The organism is Slackia sp. CM382, assembly GCF_000293015.1.
GTDB lineage: Bacteria > Actinomycetota > Coriobacteriia > Coriobacteriales > Eggerthellaceae > Slackia > Slackia exigua.
On record NZ_ALNO01000007.1, the window covers coordinates 107733 to 125939 of the forward strand.

14 protein-coding genes are annotated in these 18207 nt (G+C 58.9%); 5 read left to right on the top strand and 9 right to left on the bottom strand.

The annotated features are described in order from the left end of the window. Window positions 1-38 precede the first annotated feature (38 nt). The gene (locus HMPREF1155_RS08980) at window positions 39-131 is read left to right on the top strand and encodes a LuxR C-terminal-related transcriptional regulator (protein WP_160150965.1); all 93 of its coding nucleotides are present in this window, start codon (window positions 39-41) and stop codon (window positions 129-131) included. A gap of 115 nt (window positions 132-246) precedes the next feature. Here HMPREF1155_RS08980 and HMPREF1155_RS09100 read toward each other — a convergent pair whose 3' ends face one another. After that, entirely contained in the window at window positions 247-393 is a 147-nt protein-coding gene (locus tag HMPREF1155_RS09100) for a hypothetical protein (RefSeq protein ID WP_238319079.1), read from the bottom strand. Window positions 394-761: 368 nt separating this feature from the next. Further along, window positions 762-1268 (bottom strand): EXLDI protein, encoded by a 507-nt coding sequence (locus HMPREF1155_RS03225; RefSeq protein ID WP_009077488.1) that lies wholly within the window; start codon window positions 1266-1268, stop codon window positions 762-764. Window positions 1269-1485: 217 nt separating this feature from the next. On the opposite strand from HMPREF1155_RS03225, the gene HMPREF1155_RS08855 reads away from it, so the two are divergent. Then, window positions 1486-1884, top strand: coding sequence for a hypothetical protein (locus HMPREF1155_RS08855; RefSeq protein ID WP_009077200.1), 399 nt, complete (start codon window positions 1486-1488; stop codon window positions 1882-1884). A gap of 74 nt (window positions 1885-1958) precedes the next feature. After that, the gene (locus tag HMPREF1155_RS03235) at window positions 1959-2396 is read left to right on the top strand and encodes a hypothetical protein (protein ID WP_369791715.1); all 438 of its coding nucleotides are present in this window, start codon (window positions 1959-1961) and stop codon (window positions 2394-2396) included. Between the two features lie 322 nt (window positions 2397-2718). Here HMPREF1155_RS03235 and HMPREF1155_RS03240 read toward each other — a convergent pair whose 3' ends face one another. Further along, a complete protein-coding gene (locus HMPREF1155_RS03240; protein ID WP_009077238.1) occupies window positions 2719-4410 on the bottom strand; it encodes an FAD-dependent oxidoreductase in 1692 nt (563 codons plus the stop codon). Between the two features lie 169 nt (window positions 4411-4579). Next, on the bottom strand, window positions 4580-6085 hold the full coding sequence (locus HMPREF1155_RS03245; RefSeq protein ID WP_009077525.1) for a helix-turn-helix transcriptional regulator: 1506 nt from the start codon (window positions 6083-6085) through the stop codon (window positions 4580-4582). A 322-nt stretch (window positions 6086-6407) separates the two neighbouring features. On the opposite strand from HMPREF1155_RS03245, the gene HMPREF1155_RS03250 reads away from it, so the two are divergent. Next, window positions 6408-9764: a Cna B-type domain-containing protein gene (locus HMPREF1155_RS03250; protein ID WP_009077354.1), complete on the top strand. Its 3357-nt coding sequence runs from the start codon at window positions 6408-6410 to the stop codon at window positions 9762-9764. 142 nt (window positions 9765-9906) lie between these two features. On the opposite strand, the gene HMPREF1155_RS03255 is transcribed toward HMPREF1155_RS03250, so the two are convergent. The 5 genes from HMPREF1155_RS03255 to ptcA form a co-directional block, all read right to left on the bottom strand. Next, window positions 9907-11172 carry a Fic family protein gene (locus HMPREF1155_RS03255; RefSeq protein WP_238319080.1) on the bottom strand — a complete coding sequence of 422 codons (1266 nt, stop codon included), beginning with the start codon at window positions 11170-11172 and terminating at the stop codon, window positions 9907-9909. Window positions 11173-11784: 612 nt separating this feature from the next. After that, entirely contained in the window at window positions 11785-13035 is a 1251-nt protein-coding gene (locus HMPREF1155_RS03260) for an MFS transporter (protein WP_009077468.1), read from the bottom strand. Between the two features lie 40 nt (window positions 13036-13075). Beyond that, window positions 13076-14035 (bottom strand): carbamate kinase, encoded by a 960-nt coding sequence (gene arcC, locus HMPREF1155_RS03265; RefSeq protein WP_009077096.1) that lies wholly within the window; start codon window positions 14033-14035, stop codon window positions 13076-13078. An 89-nt stretch (window positions 14036-14124) separates the two neighbouring features. Next, window positions 14125-15576 carry a Na+/H+ antiporter NhaC family protein gene (locus tag HMPREF1155_RS03270; protein ID WP_009077521.1) on the bottom strand — a complete coding sequence of 484 codons (1452 nt, stop codon included), beginning with the start codon at window positions 15574-15576 and terminating at the stop codon, window positions 14125-14127. Window positions 15577-15648: 72 nt separating this feature from the next. Continuing rightward, window positions 15649-16701, bottom strand: a complete 1053-nt coding sequence (gene ptcA / locus HMPREF1155_RS03275) for a putrescine carbamoyltransferase (protein ID WP_009077426.1) — start codon at window positions 16699-16701, stop codon at window positions 15649-15651. 306 nt (window positions 16702-17007) lie between these two features. On the opposite strand from ptcA, the gene HMPREF1155_RS03280 reads away from it, so the two are divergent. Next, on the top strand, window positions 17008-17979 hold the full coding sequence (locus HMPREF1155_RS03280; RefSeq protein ID WP_009077167.1) for a helix-turn-helix transcriptional regulator: 972 nt from the start codon (window positions 17008-17010) through the stop codon (window positions 17977-17979). Window positions 17980-18207: the final 228 nt, after the last annotated feature.

Below are 18207 nucleotides of genomic sequence, written 5' to 3' on the forward strand. Positions count from 1 at the left end.
CAGACTACGGCTTGACCGAGAGGGAAGCGTAAATCGCTGTGCTGATAGCTCGCGGCCGTAGCAAGAAAACCATCGCCGAGCGCTTATTCATGACCGACAACACGGTGCGCACGCACTCGAAAAGCGCATAGAGGCCCACGAAGCCCCGAAGCAGAAGGTCTTCTTCGACGGGCAGACCTGGGCCGCCTTCGAGCTGCTGGTCTCGTTGGTCAAGCGCGCCGAGCGCGAGATCGTCCTCATCGACGGCTACGTCGACACGGGCACGCTCAACATCCTGGCGAAGAAGCGCATAGGCGTCGCGGCCACCATCTGGACGCACCCGAGCACGCGACTCACCGAGCAGGATGTGGACGCCTTCAACGCGCAGTACCCGCGGCTGGAGGTAGAGCGCACGATCGCCTTCCACGACCGGTTCCTGATCCTCGACGGCGGAAGGGCGATCGCCGAATTGACGGCTACTTCGATTTCGTCATACCGCCACTCGAGGGCTTCTGGTGGCAGGACGGCGTGGTGGGCGTGGATTACGCGCGCAAGGAGGACTTCAGGTTCATCTCCGCGATTCGCCTGTCCGGCTTCGTGTCGGTGGAAGATTTCGACTGGGCCGTCTCAGAAGCGGCGCGGAAGAAGGGGATGGACTTTTCCAGGGTGGAGTTCCTGTCTATTGACGAGGGGCTATGCGTCCAGTGCATGCGCATCGGCCCCTACGACGACGTCCACAGCATCGGCCGCGTGCTGCACCTCGGCGTCGCGGCCTTGACGGATCAGACGTCCAGGACTTCGAGGGGAGGAATGGCGAGAGCCGACTCGACGCGTTCGGCCAGGGCGCCGTCGGCTTGGCGCAGGTGTTCGACGTCGGGGTACACGACCATCGTCTTGTCACCCGCGACCCAGAAGTCGCGGTCCCACGTCTCAGGGTGGGACCAGAGATCCTCCTGGCCTGCGGCCCAGTCGGGCAGCTTCCGCTGGGTCTTGGTGGCGACGGCCAGCTGGCCCTTGGCGGTCTGGTAGACGGTGTCGATGCGGGTCCCCTCGGAGGCCGGTCGCCTGACGTGGATTAGGCGCCGCCCCATGAAGGCGACCCGGTGGTCCACGCCGTCGGTGCGCAGCGCGAGCTCGACCTCCTCGTAGCCCTCGCCCGCCTGCCGATGCTTCTTCACGTAGTCGCGGAGCGCCTCCGCGACGGCCGCCGACAGTCCGCCGGCGATCTCGCTGGCTTCGGTGAACAGGCTCAGGTCGTCTTCCGCGACATACACGTTTCTGCTGGGCATGGTCATAACTCCTTTCTACTATACATAGTCATAACTATGCACATACTTGTGGCGCTTGTCAACTCCGGCCCACGGGTTGCTGGCTGCCCCGGCGGGCTACCGCTGTCGCGGATGTTCTGGAGGCTCCGACACTGCCCCTTCCCGTCCGCTCTCACAGTGGATTGGCGACACCGACGACCGGGATCTGGCCGACTACTTCAGGGATCAGGCCACGCCGATGTCCGAGATGAGCACAAAGAGGACGTCAGAATGGTTCGTACCGTTCGTCGGCGTTCCCACCGTGCATGCGAGCAAGCTGCACGGCGTGGCCGAGCTGAAGTACTCGTACCCCGGCAACGCGGCGAGCGTGATGGTGGCGCGCCTGGTTGCGCTCGCGCTGGTCTCCGGCATGGCCCTCATGAGCATCGCGACCATGGGCATCCGCGACGCCTATGCGCTTCTCCGCCTGTCGCCATCTTCTGCTGGACGGGTTTTCCGTGGGGGAATCGAGTGGTTTTTCACATCTTCGAGGCCGTTTCGACGCGACGCGGGTTATGAGCGAGTCAGAGGCCGTTTCACCTCAAATCTTGCCAATCCACAGCATAGCCGATATGCGTCTGACCTGCTGTTTTTCTAATCTCCCGCTTCTTCAAAATCTCTAACTTCCATGTCTCCATCTTCGGTCTGGTGGTCACTTTGGTGGTCAAAATGGTGGTCACCTTGGACATCTACGCCGACGTTGACCCCGACGCCAAGCGCGCCGCCGTGGACAAAGTGGCGGACTCCTTCGACGTAGACCTCGACTCGCTCTACGACTTCCCGAGCCCAGGCGCAGCGCCGAGCACAAGTGCTGGCGCGCTCACGTTCTCGGTGGATCAGCTCAAGGCGATGCTCAAGCCCATATCCAACCACACGTTCTGCAGGGGCGTCTTTCGCTACCTTACCAAGGACGGGCGCGCGCTCGCCGCCGACTACCTGAACCTCGACGTTCCCGAGCGCGAGGGCGGCATGCTACTCCTCTCCATGCGCTGGTACCCCGTGCCGGGGCAGGACGCGCCCGCCGGGCCGGAGAACCTCCCTATAGCTCGCAGGTGCGACGGGCTCTGCGTCGTCGTTGCGGACAGCGTGGTGGTCAAACAAAAGCCCTGACCTGCGAAAACTGGTCGGGGTTTTTGTTTGGCCGCCGAAACCATTTTCCTCAGGAGACCGACTCGCTTGCGGTCGGGATTGCAGCTTGGTCGCTTTGCGAGACTATTGCATCGTCGCCTCGCTCTTCAGGTTTTGCTTACGGCCTGGTTGGGTCTCTTCGTTCCAATGCCGTGCGACTCCGTGAGGTCGCTGTCAAGCATGACCCGCCTGCCCCCTTGAACCTTCAGCAGCGCAAAACCGGCATTCCAGGCTATGCAATACCCTGGAATGCCGGCGAGGCGAGCTTTCTATTCGGTTAGTCGGAATCAGGCCGGATCACGCATCAGTCCTCCGCAAGCGCCGATTGCGCGGCGATGCGTCCCGTGACGGTGCCCATGCAAAGCGACGCCCCGCTTACCGCATAGCGCAGGTAAAACAGCTCGGCATTCGCGATCGTCCCCGCGGCGTAGAGGCCGGCGATAGGCTGGCGCTGCCCGTTCAGAACCTCGGCTTTCGTGCTGATGGCAAGCTGGCCGAAGGAGTCGTTCGTGTTTGGCGTGATCTGCACGGCGAAGAACGGCGCCTGCTCGACGCGCTGCAGATCCTCCGGCTTCTTATGGAATGCGGTATCTTCCCCGGCATCGCAGAGCGCATTGTAGGCCTCTACGGTCTTGGCGAGGGGATAGCTCGGCAAGCCGGCCGCAACCGCTAGCTCCTCGATCGTGTCGGCTGTGTCGACGACGCCCTTCTCGATGCCCTGCTTGAGAAGCTCGAGCCGCGTTTCGGGCTGATTCGAGTCGCAGATGATGGCGAACTGCTTTCGTCCGCTTTCGACGAAGGGGATGAAGTAGTCGAACTGGCTGGTCATCGACTCGTTGGCGCATCGATATGCCAGGTCTGTCACGAAGATGCCCGTATTGATCATGCGCAGCTTCGAGACTTCGTCATTCAGGGCGAGCGGCTTCTTCCCGACGAGATGGATCTGCGAGAGACCGCCCTTCAACAGGATGAGGGCGTCGGCTTCCTTCGCGAGCTCTATTCCATCTCCGGTGTTGCCGGGGCTGGAGAAGGTGTGCCAGCCGACGGCTCCGGGAGCGTAGAGCTCCTTCGACCAGTCCTGTCCATCGAACCCGCCGGAGGCGATCACCACGGATCGCGCCGAGATGTCGTATTCAGTGGTGCCTTGACGTGCGATGACGCCGGTCACGCGTCCAGCGTCCGTCTTCAGCCCGATGGCCCGGGTCTCCATCATGAGCTCGGCGCCGTTCTTCTCCGCTTCGGACACGAGCACATCGACGATGCCTTTGCCGCCGGTCTTCGACAGCATGGACCGGTCCGATACGTTGTCGCCGGGCTTTTTATCGAATTCGCAGCCCATATCGACGAGCCAGTCCAGGGCGGCGCCGCCGTTTTCGGCTACTAGTCGGCAGATATCCATATTGGCATCTTCGTCGGATTGCGCGAAGAAGAACTGGGCGATATCCTCGGGCGTGCCGTAATCGGTGTAGCCGAGCTCGTCCTGCGTCTTGGACTCGCAGCAGTAGAAGTTGCCGCTGCAGATAGACGAGTCGCCGCCGGTGATGGCAGTCTTTTCCAGCACGACAACCGTCGCGCCCGCGCGCGATGCTTCCACGGCTGCGCTCATGCCTGCTATGCCGCTGCCGATGACGACGAGGTCGGCGGATTTCGTCTCGGTGTTCTTCGCAGGCGTTTCGGCAACCGCTTGAACGGTGTCGGGGGCGTCGCCCTTCGCTGTCGGCGAGGAGTCATCGCCCTGCATGCCGTCGCTTGGCGCGGCGCTTTCCGATTTCGGCGCACAGCCTGCGAGCCCGTAGCTTGCGACCGCCGCCGTCGCGCCCAAGCCGAGTAGGAATGTGCGCCGCGAAAGATCGCGTTGCTGAGTCATCTTCTCGCGTGATTCTTCGAGGTCGGCCGAACGTGCGACGTGTTCTTGCCGCACGGATTCGGCTGCCTTGATCGTTTGAGTCCCTTCGGGTGCGCGACCTTGCACCCTCTTTCCCATGCTGCGTTTCATGAAGCATCCTCCCTTTCCTCTGCTGACGGTTTCCGGATTCCCTTAACCCGGGGTCATGGCCAGTGTGTTTGGAAAGGGATTCGCCCGCTAGCACCAAAATGGGTTGTTTACGGCGCGCGCCGCGGTCGGGGCTGAAAGGAACGGCCATCCTCCTTTTTGGAGGGGTATGCTACGACCTGCGTTTTTCTTCGGAATACCGCTCGATGCGATCGAGCAGGTCCTGCTTGTCGTGCGCTTCGGATTTTTGATAGAGGGAATGGATGTACCCCTTGACGGTATTGGGCGAGAGACCAAGCTCCGCGGCAATGTAGGTGCGCGTTCGTCCTTGCCGCAAGAGCATGAGCACCTCGCTCTCCCGTGTCGTCAGCGAATGCTCGCGTGCGAACGCGGCGATGAGGGAAGCATCCTCGGGCTCTTGCGCGCCCGCGATGGCCTGACCCATCGGCGAGGCGTGTGCCTCGGAATCATGGGAAGCGCTCGCATGACCGAAGGGGGTATCGCCCTTTCCGCTTCTCTCCAGGAAGGATGACAGGATAGGGTTCAACGCAAGAATGAAAAGCGATATAAGCGAGATAAGGGCAAGGCCGACGGCAGGATCCTCGCGGTCGATCGCGAAGGCCCCGAACGCCACTCCCGCAAGGATGAGCAGGCCGCTTATGCCCAAGGCCACGCTGAGGTACACCCACAGCGATACGTTGTCGCGCTGGCTCAGGCGCACGATGATGACGCGCGCATTCATTCCGGACAGATAGAAGGCGATGAACACGAGGGTCACCGCGACGGAGCGCGCGGCCGATGCCGTGAACGGCAAGGCGATCAGCGAAAGCGCGACGATTGGGAACAGCATTCCGTACAGGTTCGATAGGGAAGGGGTGCGGCGGCGGATATGCCCGACGACGGCCATGGCAAGCGCGGCGATGACAATGCCGGCAACGGCTTGGAATTCGATTGAAGGCGACGTGCCGTCCGTGACGTTCGCCACTTGGCTGACCGCTCCGAACGTGAAGGAGAACACTCCTAGGTACGAGACGGCCTTCATGAAGTCGGTCGCCCCCGCGCTCGATATCCCGATGCGTCGCCCCTCCTTTTCTAGAGGTTGGGCCTTCATAAGGGGCTCAGCCGCTATGACGGTCGAGACGAGGGCGAAGATCAGCTCGAAGGGCCATTCCGCCCAGAAGATGAAGGCCGTCATCAAACCGCCTATCAGGAAGGCCGCCGGCACGATGCTAAGGATGGAGAAGCTTCCTTCGGCATCTTCCTGCTGCATGGCTATGCGGGCGAGCCAGCCGAGCTCGGCCGTGGCAAGGCCGTATCCGATGCAGCTTGCCGATGCGATGGCGTAGATCCAGCCGTTATCGATGAATCCCAGATTATGAAGCAGCAGCAAGACGTTCCCGATGAATACGCACGCGAAGGCAGACCGCATGCGCGCTTGGCGCATCTGCTTCCGACGGAAGAGGCAGTCGAGCGCCGTCAGGATCATGGTCAGGATATACATGGCGAAGAACAGGGCGCCGAATGAATGGCCCGCGCCGTGGGCCAGGCTCATCTCCTGCAGGAACGTGCTGGAAACCATCAGGGGGAACATCAGACCGCATACGATTCCGTATCCCAGCGAAGATCCAAAGGCGGTTTTCACCGTATGGACGGGTATGTTGCTTCCCTGGTCTGTCATGGTCTCCCTCTGGATTCGGATCGAGATGCGCTTGAGGATCGCTCATGGTGCAGTCGTTTTCAAGGCGATGCCCATTCTAGCCGACGATGCCTACCGCTCGTTGCGTAGGGAAGGGTTCGAGCTGCATATCGCCCCGAATCGTTCCCTCATCCGACAAAACCCGCATTTACGGGCATTTTCCAGCGCTTTTAGTGTATTATCCTGTAGACTGTACGGTCAAAATCGCATGACTTGACGCGTAAAGAAGGGCAACGGCGGATTGACTGCCGCGCGTATGCATCTTCGGTGGTCTTTAGGAATTGCAAGGGTAGGAGGAAAACGCATGAAGAGGAACCTATGCTATCTCATGGCTGCGATGCTGGCGTTCAGCATCTGCATGCCGACGGGGGCTCTGCAGGCCTTCGCGCAGGATAGCGACGACATGACGTCTGCAAAGGCGGCGGAGGGCCTGAACTCTCCCGAGGAAAACGATGCGGACGATCAGGAACATGCCGGTCTTGAAGCGCCTGTCGACGAAGATGGGCAGCTTGCAGACGAAGACGAGGCGGCTGGCGAAGCCGCCGGTCAGGCGGACGCTGCCGATTCCGTGATCTCGGATATCGCCCAAGTCGCGTCCCTGAGGTCTCCTGGCGTCGAGCTTCCGAATGTCGTCACGAACGCCCACGTGACTACCTCCACCGGCACCACGCCGGTGAACGTCGGTCCTTGGCAGGCGTTCAAGATCCACTTCCACTACGTTCTTCCCAACCACACGGTGCACGAGGGCGATACCACTACCATAGAGCTGCCGGCCGGGTTCAGGAGCGCTGCTCCGACCGACTTCGTGATCAAAGACGGCGACAACATCATTGCCCGAGGCAAGACCGACCCTACCAACACGAAGTACATCCTCACCTATACGAGCTATGCGGAAGGCAAGTCCGACATCTCGGGCGACTTCTCGGTGAATGCTCAGATCGACAACGACGTTCACACCCACTCCGGCGTTCTTCCGGTGAATCCTGTGGTAAGCGGCGAGACGGTGCCGGCGGGTTCCGTCAACTACACGGTACATGTTGAAACGGCCTTGCCCATCATCAAGTCTGGCTGGGCGAATGCCTTCGATACCACCAAGGGCGTCTGGCAGATCAAAATCAATCAGGACGGCAAGGAATATACGGATGCCGTGCTCGACGACACGCTCCTGACTCCCGGCGTGTCTATCATTCCCGGCACGCTCGAAGTGTTCGAAGGAACCTGGCAGCTTCAGGGCACGAGCTATAAACTTGTCGGTCAGACCAACGTCACCAGCCAGTACCTCCCCCAGTTCATTTCTACCGGCACGACATTCAAGCTCGGATTGGGTCATATCCCCGCTTCCAAGGGGTTGCTGGTGCGATTCCAGACCAAGATCTCCTACACGCCTCTTCCTGGCGAGAAGTTCGAGAACAAAGGGACTCTTACCGACAACGGCGTAAGCAAGGAAAGCAAGGCCTACTATCTTCTGCCGACTGCTGGCGGCATCGGAGAAGGATATAACTACACGATCAATATCAAGAAGACCGACGAGATGGGCGCTCCTCTTGCCGGTGCGGTGTTCGATATCGTCCGCACCCGCACCGGCATGGTTGTCGGCCAGGTGACCACGAACGCTTCCGGTGAGGCGAGCCTGTCAGGCCTTCTGCGCGATAGCTACGTCATTAAAGAGACCACTCCGCCATCGGGGTATCTTGCGGCTGACGACCAAGCGGTTATCGACACCGACTTTCCTCTCACGACCAAAAGCGTGACGAAGACATTCGTCGACAAGGTCGCTCCGTCCACAGTCGACGTTGCGGTTGAGAAGGCATGGAACGACAACGGCGATCAAGACGGGATCCGCCCCTCCTCGGTCAAGATCAGGCTGTTCGCTGACGGTGCGCCCACGAGCAAGATAGTGACGCTCGATTCGGCCGGTTCGTGGAAGGGTTCCTTCACGGGTCTTGACCAGAAGGATGCATCGGGCAACGATATCGCCTATACGGTAGAGGAAGATCCAGTTCCGCTCGGGTATATCTCAGCCGTGACCGGCGACGCGACGGCGGGGTATACCGTCACGAACACTCACGACCCCGAGACCATCGACATCCCGGTGGTCAAGAAGTGGGTCGGGCCCGCGGGCTCCGAGGTGACCGTGCGCCTGCTCGCCGACGGCGCCGATACCGGCAAGGAGCTCAAGCTCGACGCCTATAACAACTGGTCGGGCGCGTTCTCGGGCCTGCCCAAGTACGACCACGGCCGCGAGATCGTCTACACGGTGACCGAGGCCGAGGTGTCGGGGGTCGATGGCTCCAAGTACGATACGGGCGTTACGGGCAGCGCCTCCGACGGGTACGTCATCACGAACACCAACAAGGAGACCGTGAAGGTCCCGGTCGAGAAGAAGTGGGTCGGGCCCAAGGGCTCCGAGGTCACCGTCAGGTTGCTCGCCGACGGCAGCCTCGTTGCGGGCAAGGAACTCAAACTCAATGCCGGCAATAGCTGGAAGGGCTCCTTCGACGGCCTTCCCAAGTACAACGCTAATGGCTCCGAGATCGCCTACAGCGTGACCGAGGCCGAGGTCACGGGGGTCGATAGCTCCAAGTACGAGACCTCCGGGGCCGGAGACGCCGCGAGCGGCTTCACCATCACCAACACGAACAAGGAGACCGTGGATATCTCCGGGACCAAGTCCTGGGAAGACGATAGCGACCGCGACGGGGTCCGTCCCGCCTCGATCACGGTGAACCTGATGAGGGACGGCGCGAAGGCCGACTCCAAGGCGGTGACGCCCGACGCCTCGGGCATGTGGGCCTATGCCTTCACGGGCCTTCCCAAGCACGATCCCGCCGACGGCCACGAGTACGCCTACACGGTCGTCGAGGAGGCGGTCCCGAACTACGCCACCTCTGTGGACGGCACGGATATCGTCAACTCCTACACGCCCGGCAAGACCTCGGTCACCGTGACCAAGGCGTGGGCCGACGCCAACGACCGGGACGGGATACGTCCCGCGAGCGTGAAGGCCCAGCTCTACGCGGACGGCAAGCCCCTGGGCGATCCGGTGGAGCTCTCCGAAGCCAACGGCTGGACCCACACCTGGACCGGCCTGTTCATGAAGGAGGCCGGCAAGGACGTCGCCTACACCGTCAAGGAGGCCGGCGTGCCGAGCGGTTACGACGTCGCCGTGGCCGGCGACGCGACGGCGGGCTACACGGTCACGAACACGCATACGCCTGCGACCGTCGATGTCCCCGTCGTCAAGAAGTGGGTCGGCGGCGAGGGCGGCGAGGTCACCGTGCGCCTGCTCGCCGACGGCAAGGACACGGGCAAGGCATTGAAGCTCAACGCCGGCAACGGCTGGAAGGGCACCTTCGACGGGCTTCCCGCCTTCGAGGGCGGCAAGCGGATCGCCTACGCCGTGGCCGAGGACGCCGTGGAGGGCTACTCCTCCAAGGTGACCGGCGACGCCTCCAAGGGCTTCACCGTCACCAACACCAAGGACGGGAGGCCTGAGGCCCCCGCCCCCGGCGGCGGAACAACCGATACGACCAAGGGCAAGACGGGATCGTCTGGCTCTCTGCCGAAGACAGGCGACGGTGTGGCGGCTCCTCTAGCTGCTCTGCTCACCGCGCTTGCTGCCGGCTCCGTAGTTCTCATTGCACGTCGTAGGATGTCGTAACAGGACACCTTGCGTCTGAAGAAAGAGTCCATCAGTCCTTACGGTTTCATAGGATTCTGCAGGGACATGGGTCGGAACTCAACATATCGCATCAAGAAGACGCGCCGACGACCTATATCGACGGCGCGTCTTCCCATATCTCTCATGCAAGGTGTTGGCCAGCGGGAATACGCCACTCAGGAACTTTGATGCCGTATTCCTGCTTGAAGCTTTCGGTCAGCATGAACGTTACGGGGTTTCGTCTGCGTGCCCTGCAGACAACGCCGATTCTTTCCAAATCAGACAAATATTTCCTAGTCATCTGCTGCCCTATATCGAGATGTCGGGCTATTTCGGCAAGAGGCGCATCGCCTAGGAATCCGAATGTTTCATATTGCATGAGCATGAAGACCGCTGATGATTTCTTCGCATTGAGCTTCAAGTCGCTGTTGATGCGGTCCAGCGCTTCCGTCAATCGGCCATAGGACCGTTGGGCGGTTTCGAGTCTGTTTAGTATGTCGATCTGAGCATCGCTTATAAGCCCGAGCAGCTGATACGTGAAATGGGTCAGTTCGCCGTGGTTCAAAGGGTCTTGAGCGATGGAGAATGCGTTGTAGTAGACGTCTTTATGTTCGGCTATCGTTCTGGACAATGACAGGGATGTTGCCATGGATAAAGGTATGCTCAGGTAGAGCGCAAGGAGATACCTTCCCGTCCGCCCGTTTCCATCATAGAACGGATGCGCGTACTCGAACAGATAGTGCGAGACGATAGCACCGTAAAGTGCAGGAATCTCTTCCGACTGCGCGATTGCAAGCATGGCCGCCATAGCCTCGTATATCTTCTTCTCAGGTTCAAGGCCCTTGTGCACGACTTTTACCCTGTTGTAGATGTCAACGCCATGAGCGCGGAACAGCGTTCCATCCGGAGTGTCGTTGCGAGACAGTTCTCCATTCATGACCTGGTCGTATATTGCGCGAATGTCTGCAGGCTCTTCCGGCAGCTTCGCCGTCTGGTCGAGGATGCTCATGTAGAGCATTGTGAGCTCTTTGAATCGTCTCTGCGCCGAATCCTCCGAATCCATCGCATTCAACGCGTCTTTTATTTCACGTTTCGTGCTGCGCACCCCTTCGATTTCGTTTGACGATACGATCTCGTCAAGGACGAGCCCGCGCAGAATAGCGCCTCCCGCGATTCCTGGCATGTTTTGCATGCGCAAGGAGACCTTCCGCTCTGTGCGCAGTATCTTTTCGCTGAGCAGGGTAATTTCTCGCGGCATAGCAAGGAACAATTCATCATTTCCTGCGATATAGCCCGTTCGGAATGTTGATTCGGAATGCAGCCTCACATGCAGTTCGGCCAAAAGATCGGAATCTCTGCTCGTGGATGCATGTGCATGGTAAAGTTTCGAGAGCTCCCTGTATTCCAACTGAGCCTCCAATTGCCATGGGTGCTTTTTAATTTATATTAAATCGTATTTATTATAAGTAAACGAAGTAATTCATGGATTTGTTTATACGAAACCGCGAAAGAGAGCATCCGGCAATCTCGTTCGTTGCCAGTCATACCGGCGGCGATGGTTTCTTCGCGTGCGTGGCGGCTTCGCATCGAGCATAAATCATGCAGCATTGCACGCTCGGCGGCAAAAGGCTGAATGCAGTTTCTTTCCGCCGATGGCGAAATAGCCGCCTTCGCGGATGCTTGTAGAGCCGCTCATCGCGTAGTAGTCGCCACGCTTCTCAAACGTTTTCGCCGCGACAGGACGAGTGTCTCTCCGTGTGCATTCATGTAGCTGCGGTATTCAGAGAGCAACGACTGCGCAGCCTGGCTGGCTTCCGTTAAATCGGCGTCACGTCCGCTTATCAGATTGCCCGGCTCTTACGCACGCATGGACGTCTCCACATATGCGGACAAGAACGGATATGAGCGAACAAGGACGGTCTCGGTTCGATACCGAAACCGTCCTTGGAGTCGCATACGAACGGCGCGTGAGCGCCGCCTGCGCTTGGATCAAGCGCATCCCTTCTGCTCCGCGTCCCATCTACTCCGATCGCGGAAGCTTCTTCGAATTGCGTGCGGCGAGTATGACGCAGAGCGCGATGACCGCGTCGCAGGCCGCGCAGAACAGCCATACGCTGTTGTAGCCGCCAGTCGCTTGATAAATGCTGGTCAATATCGGCACGCCCATGCACCCGAGCGCGTATCCGATAGCCGGCACCAGCGAGTAGATCTTTGCATAGTCTTTGCTTCCGAACAGGAATGCGGTCAGCATGGCTATACCTGTGCCGTAGCATGCATACATTGTGTCGTTCAAGCTTGCTCCGACGAAGGCGAAGGCCGGCATCGATGCACCGATGCCTAGGCAGACGAAGGACAGTATGGTGACGGCGCACCAGAGGATAACGCCCTTGTCCGCCCCGAATTTATCGCAGGTAAAGCCAATGAGCGGGTTCCATGCGATATCGGAGAGCATGGCTACGGTCACCATGAGGCTGCCGAATGCAGCGCCGTAGCCTACCGATTCGCTGTAGCTGGTGAACAGCTGGTTCGTGATAGTGGTCGTAGTGATCAACGTCATGGCCACGAGCAGCAGGATGAAGGCAGGCGATTTGATCGCATCGCGGAAAGCCACGCCGTCAGTGGGATCTTCCACATGTGCCCCTTCTTGCTCTTTCTCGTAACCGTAAGGGAGCAGACCTAGGATTTCAGGCTTCAAGCGAATGATGAACAGGGATGCGCTGCACATCAGCACGAGGCTGGCCGCGCCGAGGACCACGTATCCGACGCGCCATCCGGCATTGATGATGACCTGTGCGATGAGAGGGCTCATGATGGCGTTGGCAAGCGAGCCGATAGCCCATGCCATGCCGATGGCGAACCCTGTCTTCTTAGCGAACCAGTTCGTCAGCACGATAGCAACGCCGATGGATGTATTGAATCCCATGCAAAAGCCGATGACCAGGCCGGATACATACCACATATGCACACTGCCGTAGGTCGACATGGCAATGGCGGCAACGGCTTCGATTGCGCAGATTATCGTCATATGCACGGGTATGTTCATTCTGGGTATCGTGCGTCCCGCTATAGGGAAGCTGATGGCTTGACCGATGCTCACCAAGGTCATGTAGAATCCCAAATCGGATTCGGTCACTCCCAAGTCCTGGCTTACAGGTACGTAGAAGTTACCGGATACGATCGTGAGGAACCCGATCGAACCGGATACCCACATGCCGCAACCCAGCACGACGAGCCAAGGATAGATTCTTTGTTTGGTTGATGGTTCGCCCATGCGAATCGCCTCTTTTCTAGAGGTCCGGAGTGCAGAGGATCTAGTACGTGAACAGGGTTCCCGTTTTTCCGGCGAGCGCCTCCTCGGCTTTCGAAAGGCTCGTGATGATGGCGCGTTTGTCGGGATAGGCGCGTACGAATTTCATACACGCTTCTACCTTGGGCTGCATGCTTCCCTTGCCGAACTGGCCTTCCTTGCAGTATCTTTCTGCCTCGGCCAACGTCAGGCAATCGAGATCGCGCTGCTCGGACGTGCCGAAATCAAGGGCGACCTTCTCTACTTCGGTGAGGATGAGCAGCACGTCGGCGTTCACGTTTTCAGCTAGGAGCTCGGCGCCGAAGTCCTTGTCGATGACGGCCGCGGTGCCTTCCAGCGCGCCGTCGGCATGTTCGATCACGGGGATGCCGCCGCCTCCCGCGCAGATCACGATCGAAGAATTCCAAAGCTGCCTGATGGCATCGATTTCAACGATTTTCTGCGGCTTCGGGCTTGCCACAACGCGACGCCACCCGCCGCGCGCCTTGTCCTCGCGCATTTCGTAGCCGCGTTCCTCTTCGAGGCTGCGAGCCTCCTTTTCGTCGTAGAAGGGGCCGATTGGCTTCGTAGGATCTTTAAAGGAAGGGTCTTCCCCATCTACGATGGTTTGCGTGGCTATCGTGACCACGGGGTAGTCGAGCCCCCGTTTAGCAAGCTCGTGCTTGAGCGACTGCTGCACGTGATAGCCGATATAGCCTTGGCTCATGGCGCCGCATACGTCGAGAGGCATGGGCGGAACCACGTCCTTAGCCGTTTCGCTTGAAAGCAGGATGCGTCCTACCTGGGGGCCGTTTCCATGCACTATGGCCATTTCATAACCCTCGGCAGATAGTTCGGAAAGAAGCCTGCAGGTATCTTTCACGACTTCAAGCTGGGCTTCAGCGGTTCCGTCGCTTCCTTTGGATTGCAAAGCGTTACCACCGAGAGCGATCACGACTTTGGTCAGGATTTTCGAATCGGTCATTTCGAACGCTCCTTTCGTGAGGGGGGGGGCGGCTTGGACCGATTGCAAGGATCCGAGGCATTGCATCCCTGCGCATCGGTTCCCCATAGTCATGCCTGCGTTGTTTCAGCGACATTGACCGCGTCGCTTCGCTGCACGCTCTCCGTTTCTCGAGGCATGCATTTCCAGCCGAGCTGTCTGCTGAACAGGATTCCCAGTACGATGACCGCGATGGGGTACAGGTAGCAGAAGAATGCGAACGGCAGGTATTTCAGACAGGGCACGCCCAGGATGGTGACCATGTAGATCGAGCACGTATTCCAAGGCACAAGCACCGATGTGATGCCCGACGCGGAATTGCAGATGTTGCTCCATACTTCGCCGGGCGTGCCGTGCTTCTCGAACGCATTGCCGTACATCTTGCATGACATGGCGATTGCGGGATATTGATCGGGCATGACGATATTGAACAGAGCGCCGCTTGCGACCGTGCCCGCGAGGAGCGACGCATAGCCTCGCAGCTTCGATGCAATGGGTTCGATGAGGGAATCCATCAGGCCTGTATGCTGCATGAGACCTACGAATGCCATGACCAAGATGACGATAGTGATCGTCGGGAGCATCTCCGCAATGCCGCCTGTGCTGAACAGTTCGTCGATGACGGCGGAGCCGGTAGCGCTCGTTACGCCGGCGCTGCAGGATTCGAGCGCGACGCCGAAGTCAGCGCCCTGCAAGAACACCGCTTCGATCAGGCCGAGGGCGGCACCCAGCAGAAATGCCGGGATGGCGGGCACCTGAACTGCGATGCATATGATCATCACGATCAGCGGAACCAACGTGAGAGGTCCGATCGAGTAGGCAGAGGACAGCGCGCCCATCAGACCGGCGGTGCTTGCCGCCGCCGATGCTTCGGTCGCATCTGCCAGATGGCCGATGCCGAAGTACAACGCAATGCTCAGCATGCATACGCCGACGACGATAGGCAGGAACCTCTTGCACATGTCGAAGACGCCGACTCCCGCCACTGCGGCGCAGAGAACCGGTCCGTCCGTAAGGGGGGAAGCGATTTCGCTCACGTATGCGCCCGCGATGATGGCTCCTGCTGCCATGCCCAGCGGGATATCCAATGCTGCGGCGATGCCTATGAATGCTATGCCGATGGTTCCTGCGGCGCCCCAGGAACCCAGGACGATGCCGACGAGCAACGTGCCAAGAAACGCCACGGGCAGGAAGAGCTGGGGGCTGATGACGGCAAGGCCGTAGTAGATAAGCGTGGGAACGGTGCCGGACTGAATCCATGACGCGACGAGCATGCCGATGCACATCAGGATGAGCACGGCTTCCATGGAGTCCATGATGCCCTTCATCATGGACTCCAACACATCGTCCCACTTGAATCCGAGATACATGGCGAGTCCGCCGGCAAGGAGGCATCCGATGACCAGGGGCATTTGCGGCTCGGTTCCCAAACCGACCACGCAAAACGCCATGGCGACAGCCAAGAACGTCAGGGCGAGCAGGCCATGACGGAATCTGATCGGCTTAATCGTTCTTTCGTTCACGGAAGCATCCTTCATGGCGACGGAAAGGAAAGGCTGGCACGGCGTGCTGAGGAAGCGTTGGGCAACGCGGCCCTAGATCTTGGAAAGGACCTTGTTGATGCGGGCTTCGGCATCGATGGCGATGGCCGGATTCGCGGCCTTTTTCTGAGCTTCGGCCTGTTTGACTAGATAGACGAGGATGGCGCGGATGGAATGCTTGCGATTCTCGGCCTCGATCCAGCACAGGCTGCGTTCGGGATCGTCCATGACCTCGTCCACGACTTCTTCGCCGCGGGTTGCGGGAAGGCAATGCATGAATTTGGAGGTCGGGGATGCGAAGTTCATCATATCCATGGTGACCTGATACTTAGGATAGAAGATGTCCATGTAGCTGCTGGTGCCTTCTTCATCGTCGTAGAGCCCGTACCATACGTCGGTATAGATGAAGTCGGCGCCCTTGATGGAGTCGAGGTCGTCGGAGACGGTCACGGTGCCGCCAGAGGTTTCGCAGTTCTTCTGAGCAATGGCGACCAGATCGATATCGGTATCGACTTGCAGGCCGCCGTCGGATACCTGATGGCCCTTAGGTCCGAAATGGACGAAGTCCATGCCCATGATGGAGCAGATGAACATCAGCGAAACGCAGACTTGGGTTGCATCCCCGACGAACGCGACCTTGCAATCCTCGAGCTTCTTTCCCTCGGGCAGGTTTTCGATCATCGTAAGCAGGTCGCCGAGCTCCTGGGTGGGATGGTTGTATTCCGACATCCCGTTGATGACGGGGACGCTGCTATACTTCGCCAGATTGACGATGTCCTTATGGCGATCGACGCGAGCCATCATGACGTCGAGCAAGCTGCCCATGACGCGGGCGGAGTCCTCAATGGTTTCATGGCCGCCCAGTTGGATGGTTCCCGGCCCGAAGAACTGCGCATGTCCGCCCAAATCGGTCATGGCCGTTTCAAAGGAAATGCGGGTGCGGGTGGAAACCTGCTGGAAGATCATTCCCAAACTCTTGTTCTTCAGGAGCTGCGGATACGCGCCTCCATCCTTGATCATGGCTTTCATCGCACGTGCGAGCTCGATCATCTCAAGAAGCTCTTCTTTCGTGAAATCGTTCGTATCGATGTAGTCTTTGCAAGCCATGCCTTCCTCCTTCGTCGAAGATCTGCAAGTGCGGAGCCGCCCATGCGGCGCCTCTGATGAACTCCACTATGCTTTCAGGTCCTCGGGTTTGGAAAGCCAGGAATAGGTTTGCCTGCCAGACGAATGGGTTTATGGATAGCGAGAACATGTACGTCCAGTTCACGATGCTCTGACCGCTGCCGGCTCATCGTGCGTCTAAACCCAATTAAACCGTGTTGAACTTTTCTGGATGGTAGTCTGGGGTTGGGCGAAGGTCGGAATCATAGCTCGGGGGATAATTGTCCGCTCGGCGAAAAAGAGGCATAGGTGGAAGCGACGTTTTCAACCTATACGATGGCAGTGATGTTCATCTGTGCCGTATCCAGTGCAGCTTCATTCGGTGCGTACCTGCTCACCCGAAATCGCACCTACATGTTCGCTGCCAGCGGCTTCTTCCTGTATTTTTTCGACCTGGCCTCTATTTTCCAGATGGAGAATCTCAGTCATGGGGCGCCCATTACCCTCGAACAGCTCTATGGCATTCAATTTCCCTACTATAAAGCCCTTCCGGCCGCCGGCATGCTGGAGTCGTGCTGGCTTTCCATATGCGAATATCTCGACGAGAAAAGCGTGACGCTCAAGATCGGGCCGGGCGTGGCGTTTCTGACGGGGGACCTCCTCATTGCGGCGGCGCTACCAGATGGTCCGATCAAGCAATGGCTGTTCTACAGCGCACGCGAGGCGTTTTTGGCCTGGTGTCTCCTTTTTCTCCTTTTCGTTTCTCTTTCCAATCGCAAATCCAGCGTGGAGAAGGCGCTCGTCCTGCGCCAGAAGAGATTCATCGCCATGGTCGCGATGATCACCTGCTGCATCATTGCTGAAAACACCTTCGTCATACTCATATGGCATCCCTCGCAAGCGACGCTGGATTCCATGTTGCCCCTCTATATCTCGGAGCGTAATTTCTCAGAGAATCTCCTGGTCATAACCCTTGGCGTAATAGCGGTGCGCCATGCCGCGGATGCGCTGAAGCTCCGGCATGTCGAACCTCCTACGCCTCGGGCGGACAATCAAGAACGCTATGTAGCCCTATCGATGTCGCTGTTCAGCGAAAAGTACGGCCTTACGGCGCGAGAGCGCGATGTGCTGCGGGGCATCATAGACGGCAAGGACAATCAGAACATCGCGAGCGATTTGAACTTGGTGCTGGGGACCGTGAAGTCGCATACCCACAACATATTCAAGAAGGCGGGCGTGGCCACGCGCCAAGAGCTGCTGCAGAAATTCTGGGGCAAGTGACGAGGGACCGAATTCGCATAGACTGAAAGGACGATATGCTGTCTTTTTCGATGCATACGGCCGTAATGGCTTCTTTCAGGAGGAATTCAGAGACGACCTTTGCGCAACACGGCCTCTCGTGCACCATTTTTATACCATGTACGTCCAGTTCATGAAAATATGCTGACATCTCGTGACCAATCGTCTATATTGTGGCATTGCAACAACGCGGCTTCATATTCATGAAAC

Coding starts and splice junctions, on each gene's coding strand:
- HMPREF1155_RS03225 (WP_009077488.1), bottom strand. CDS start 1,268: ATGCCCAGCAGAAACGTGTATGTCGCGGAAGACGACCTGAGCCTGTTC.
- HMPREF1155_RS08855 (WP_009077200.1), top strand. CDS start 1,486: ATGTCCGAGATGAGCACAAAGAGGACGTCAGAATGGTTCGTACCGTTC.
- HMPREF1155_RS03240 (WP_009077238.1), bottom strand. CDS start 4,410: ATGAAACGCAGCATGGGAAAGAGGGTGCAAGGTCGCGCACCCGAAGGG.
- HMPREF1155_RS03245 (WP_009077525.1), bottom strand. CDS start 6,085: ATGACAGACCAGGGAAGCAACATACCCGTCCATACGGTGAAAACCGCC.
- HMPREF1155_RS03250 (WP_009077354.1), top strand. CDS start 6,408: ATGAAGAGGAACCTATGCTATCTCATGGCTGCGATGCTGGCGTTCAGC.
- HMPREF1155_RS03260 (WP_009077468.1), bottom strand. CDS start 13,035: ATGGGCGAACCATCAACCAAACAAAGAATCTATCCTTGGCTCGTCGTG.
- arcC (WP_009077096.1), bottom strand. CDS start 14,035: ATGACCGATTCGAAAATCCTGACCAAAGTCGTGATCGCTCTCGGTGGT.
- ptcA (WP_009077426.1), bottom strand. CDS start 16,701: ATGGCTTGCAAAGACTACATCGATACGAACGATTTCACGAAAGAAGAG.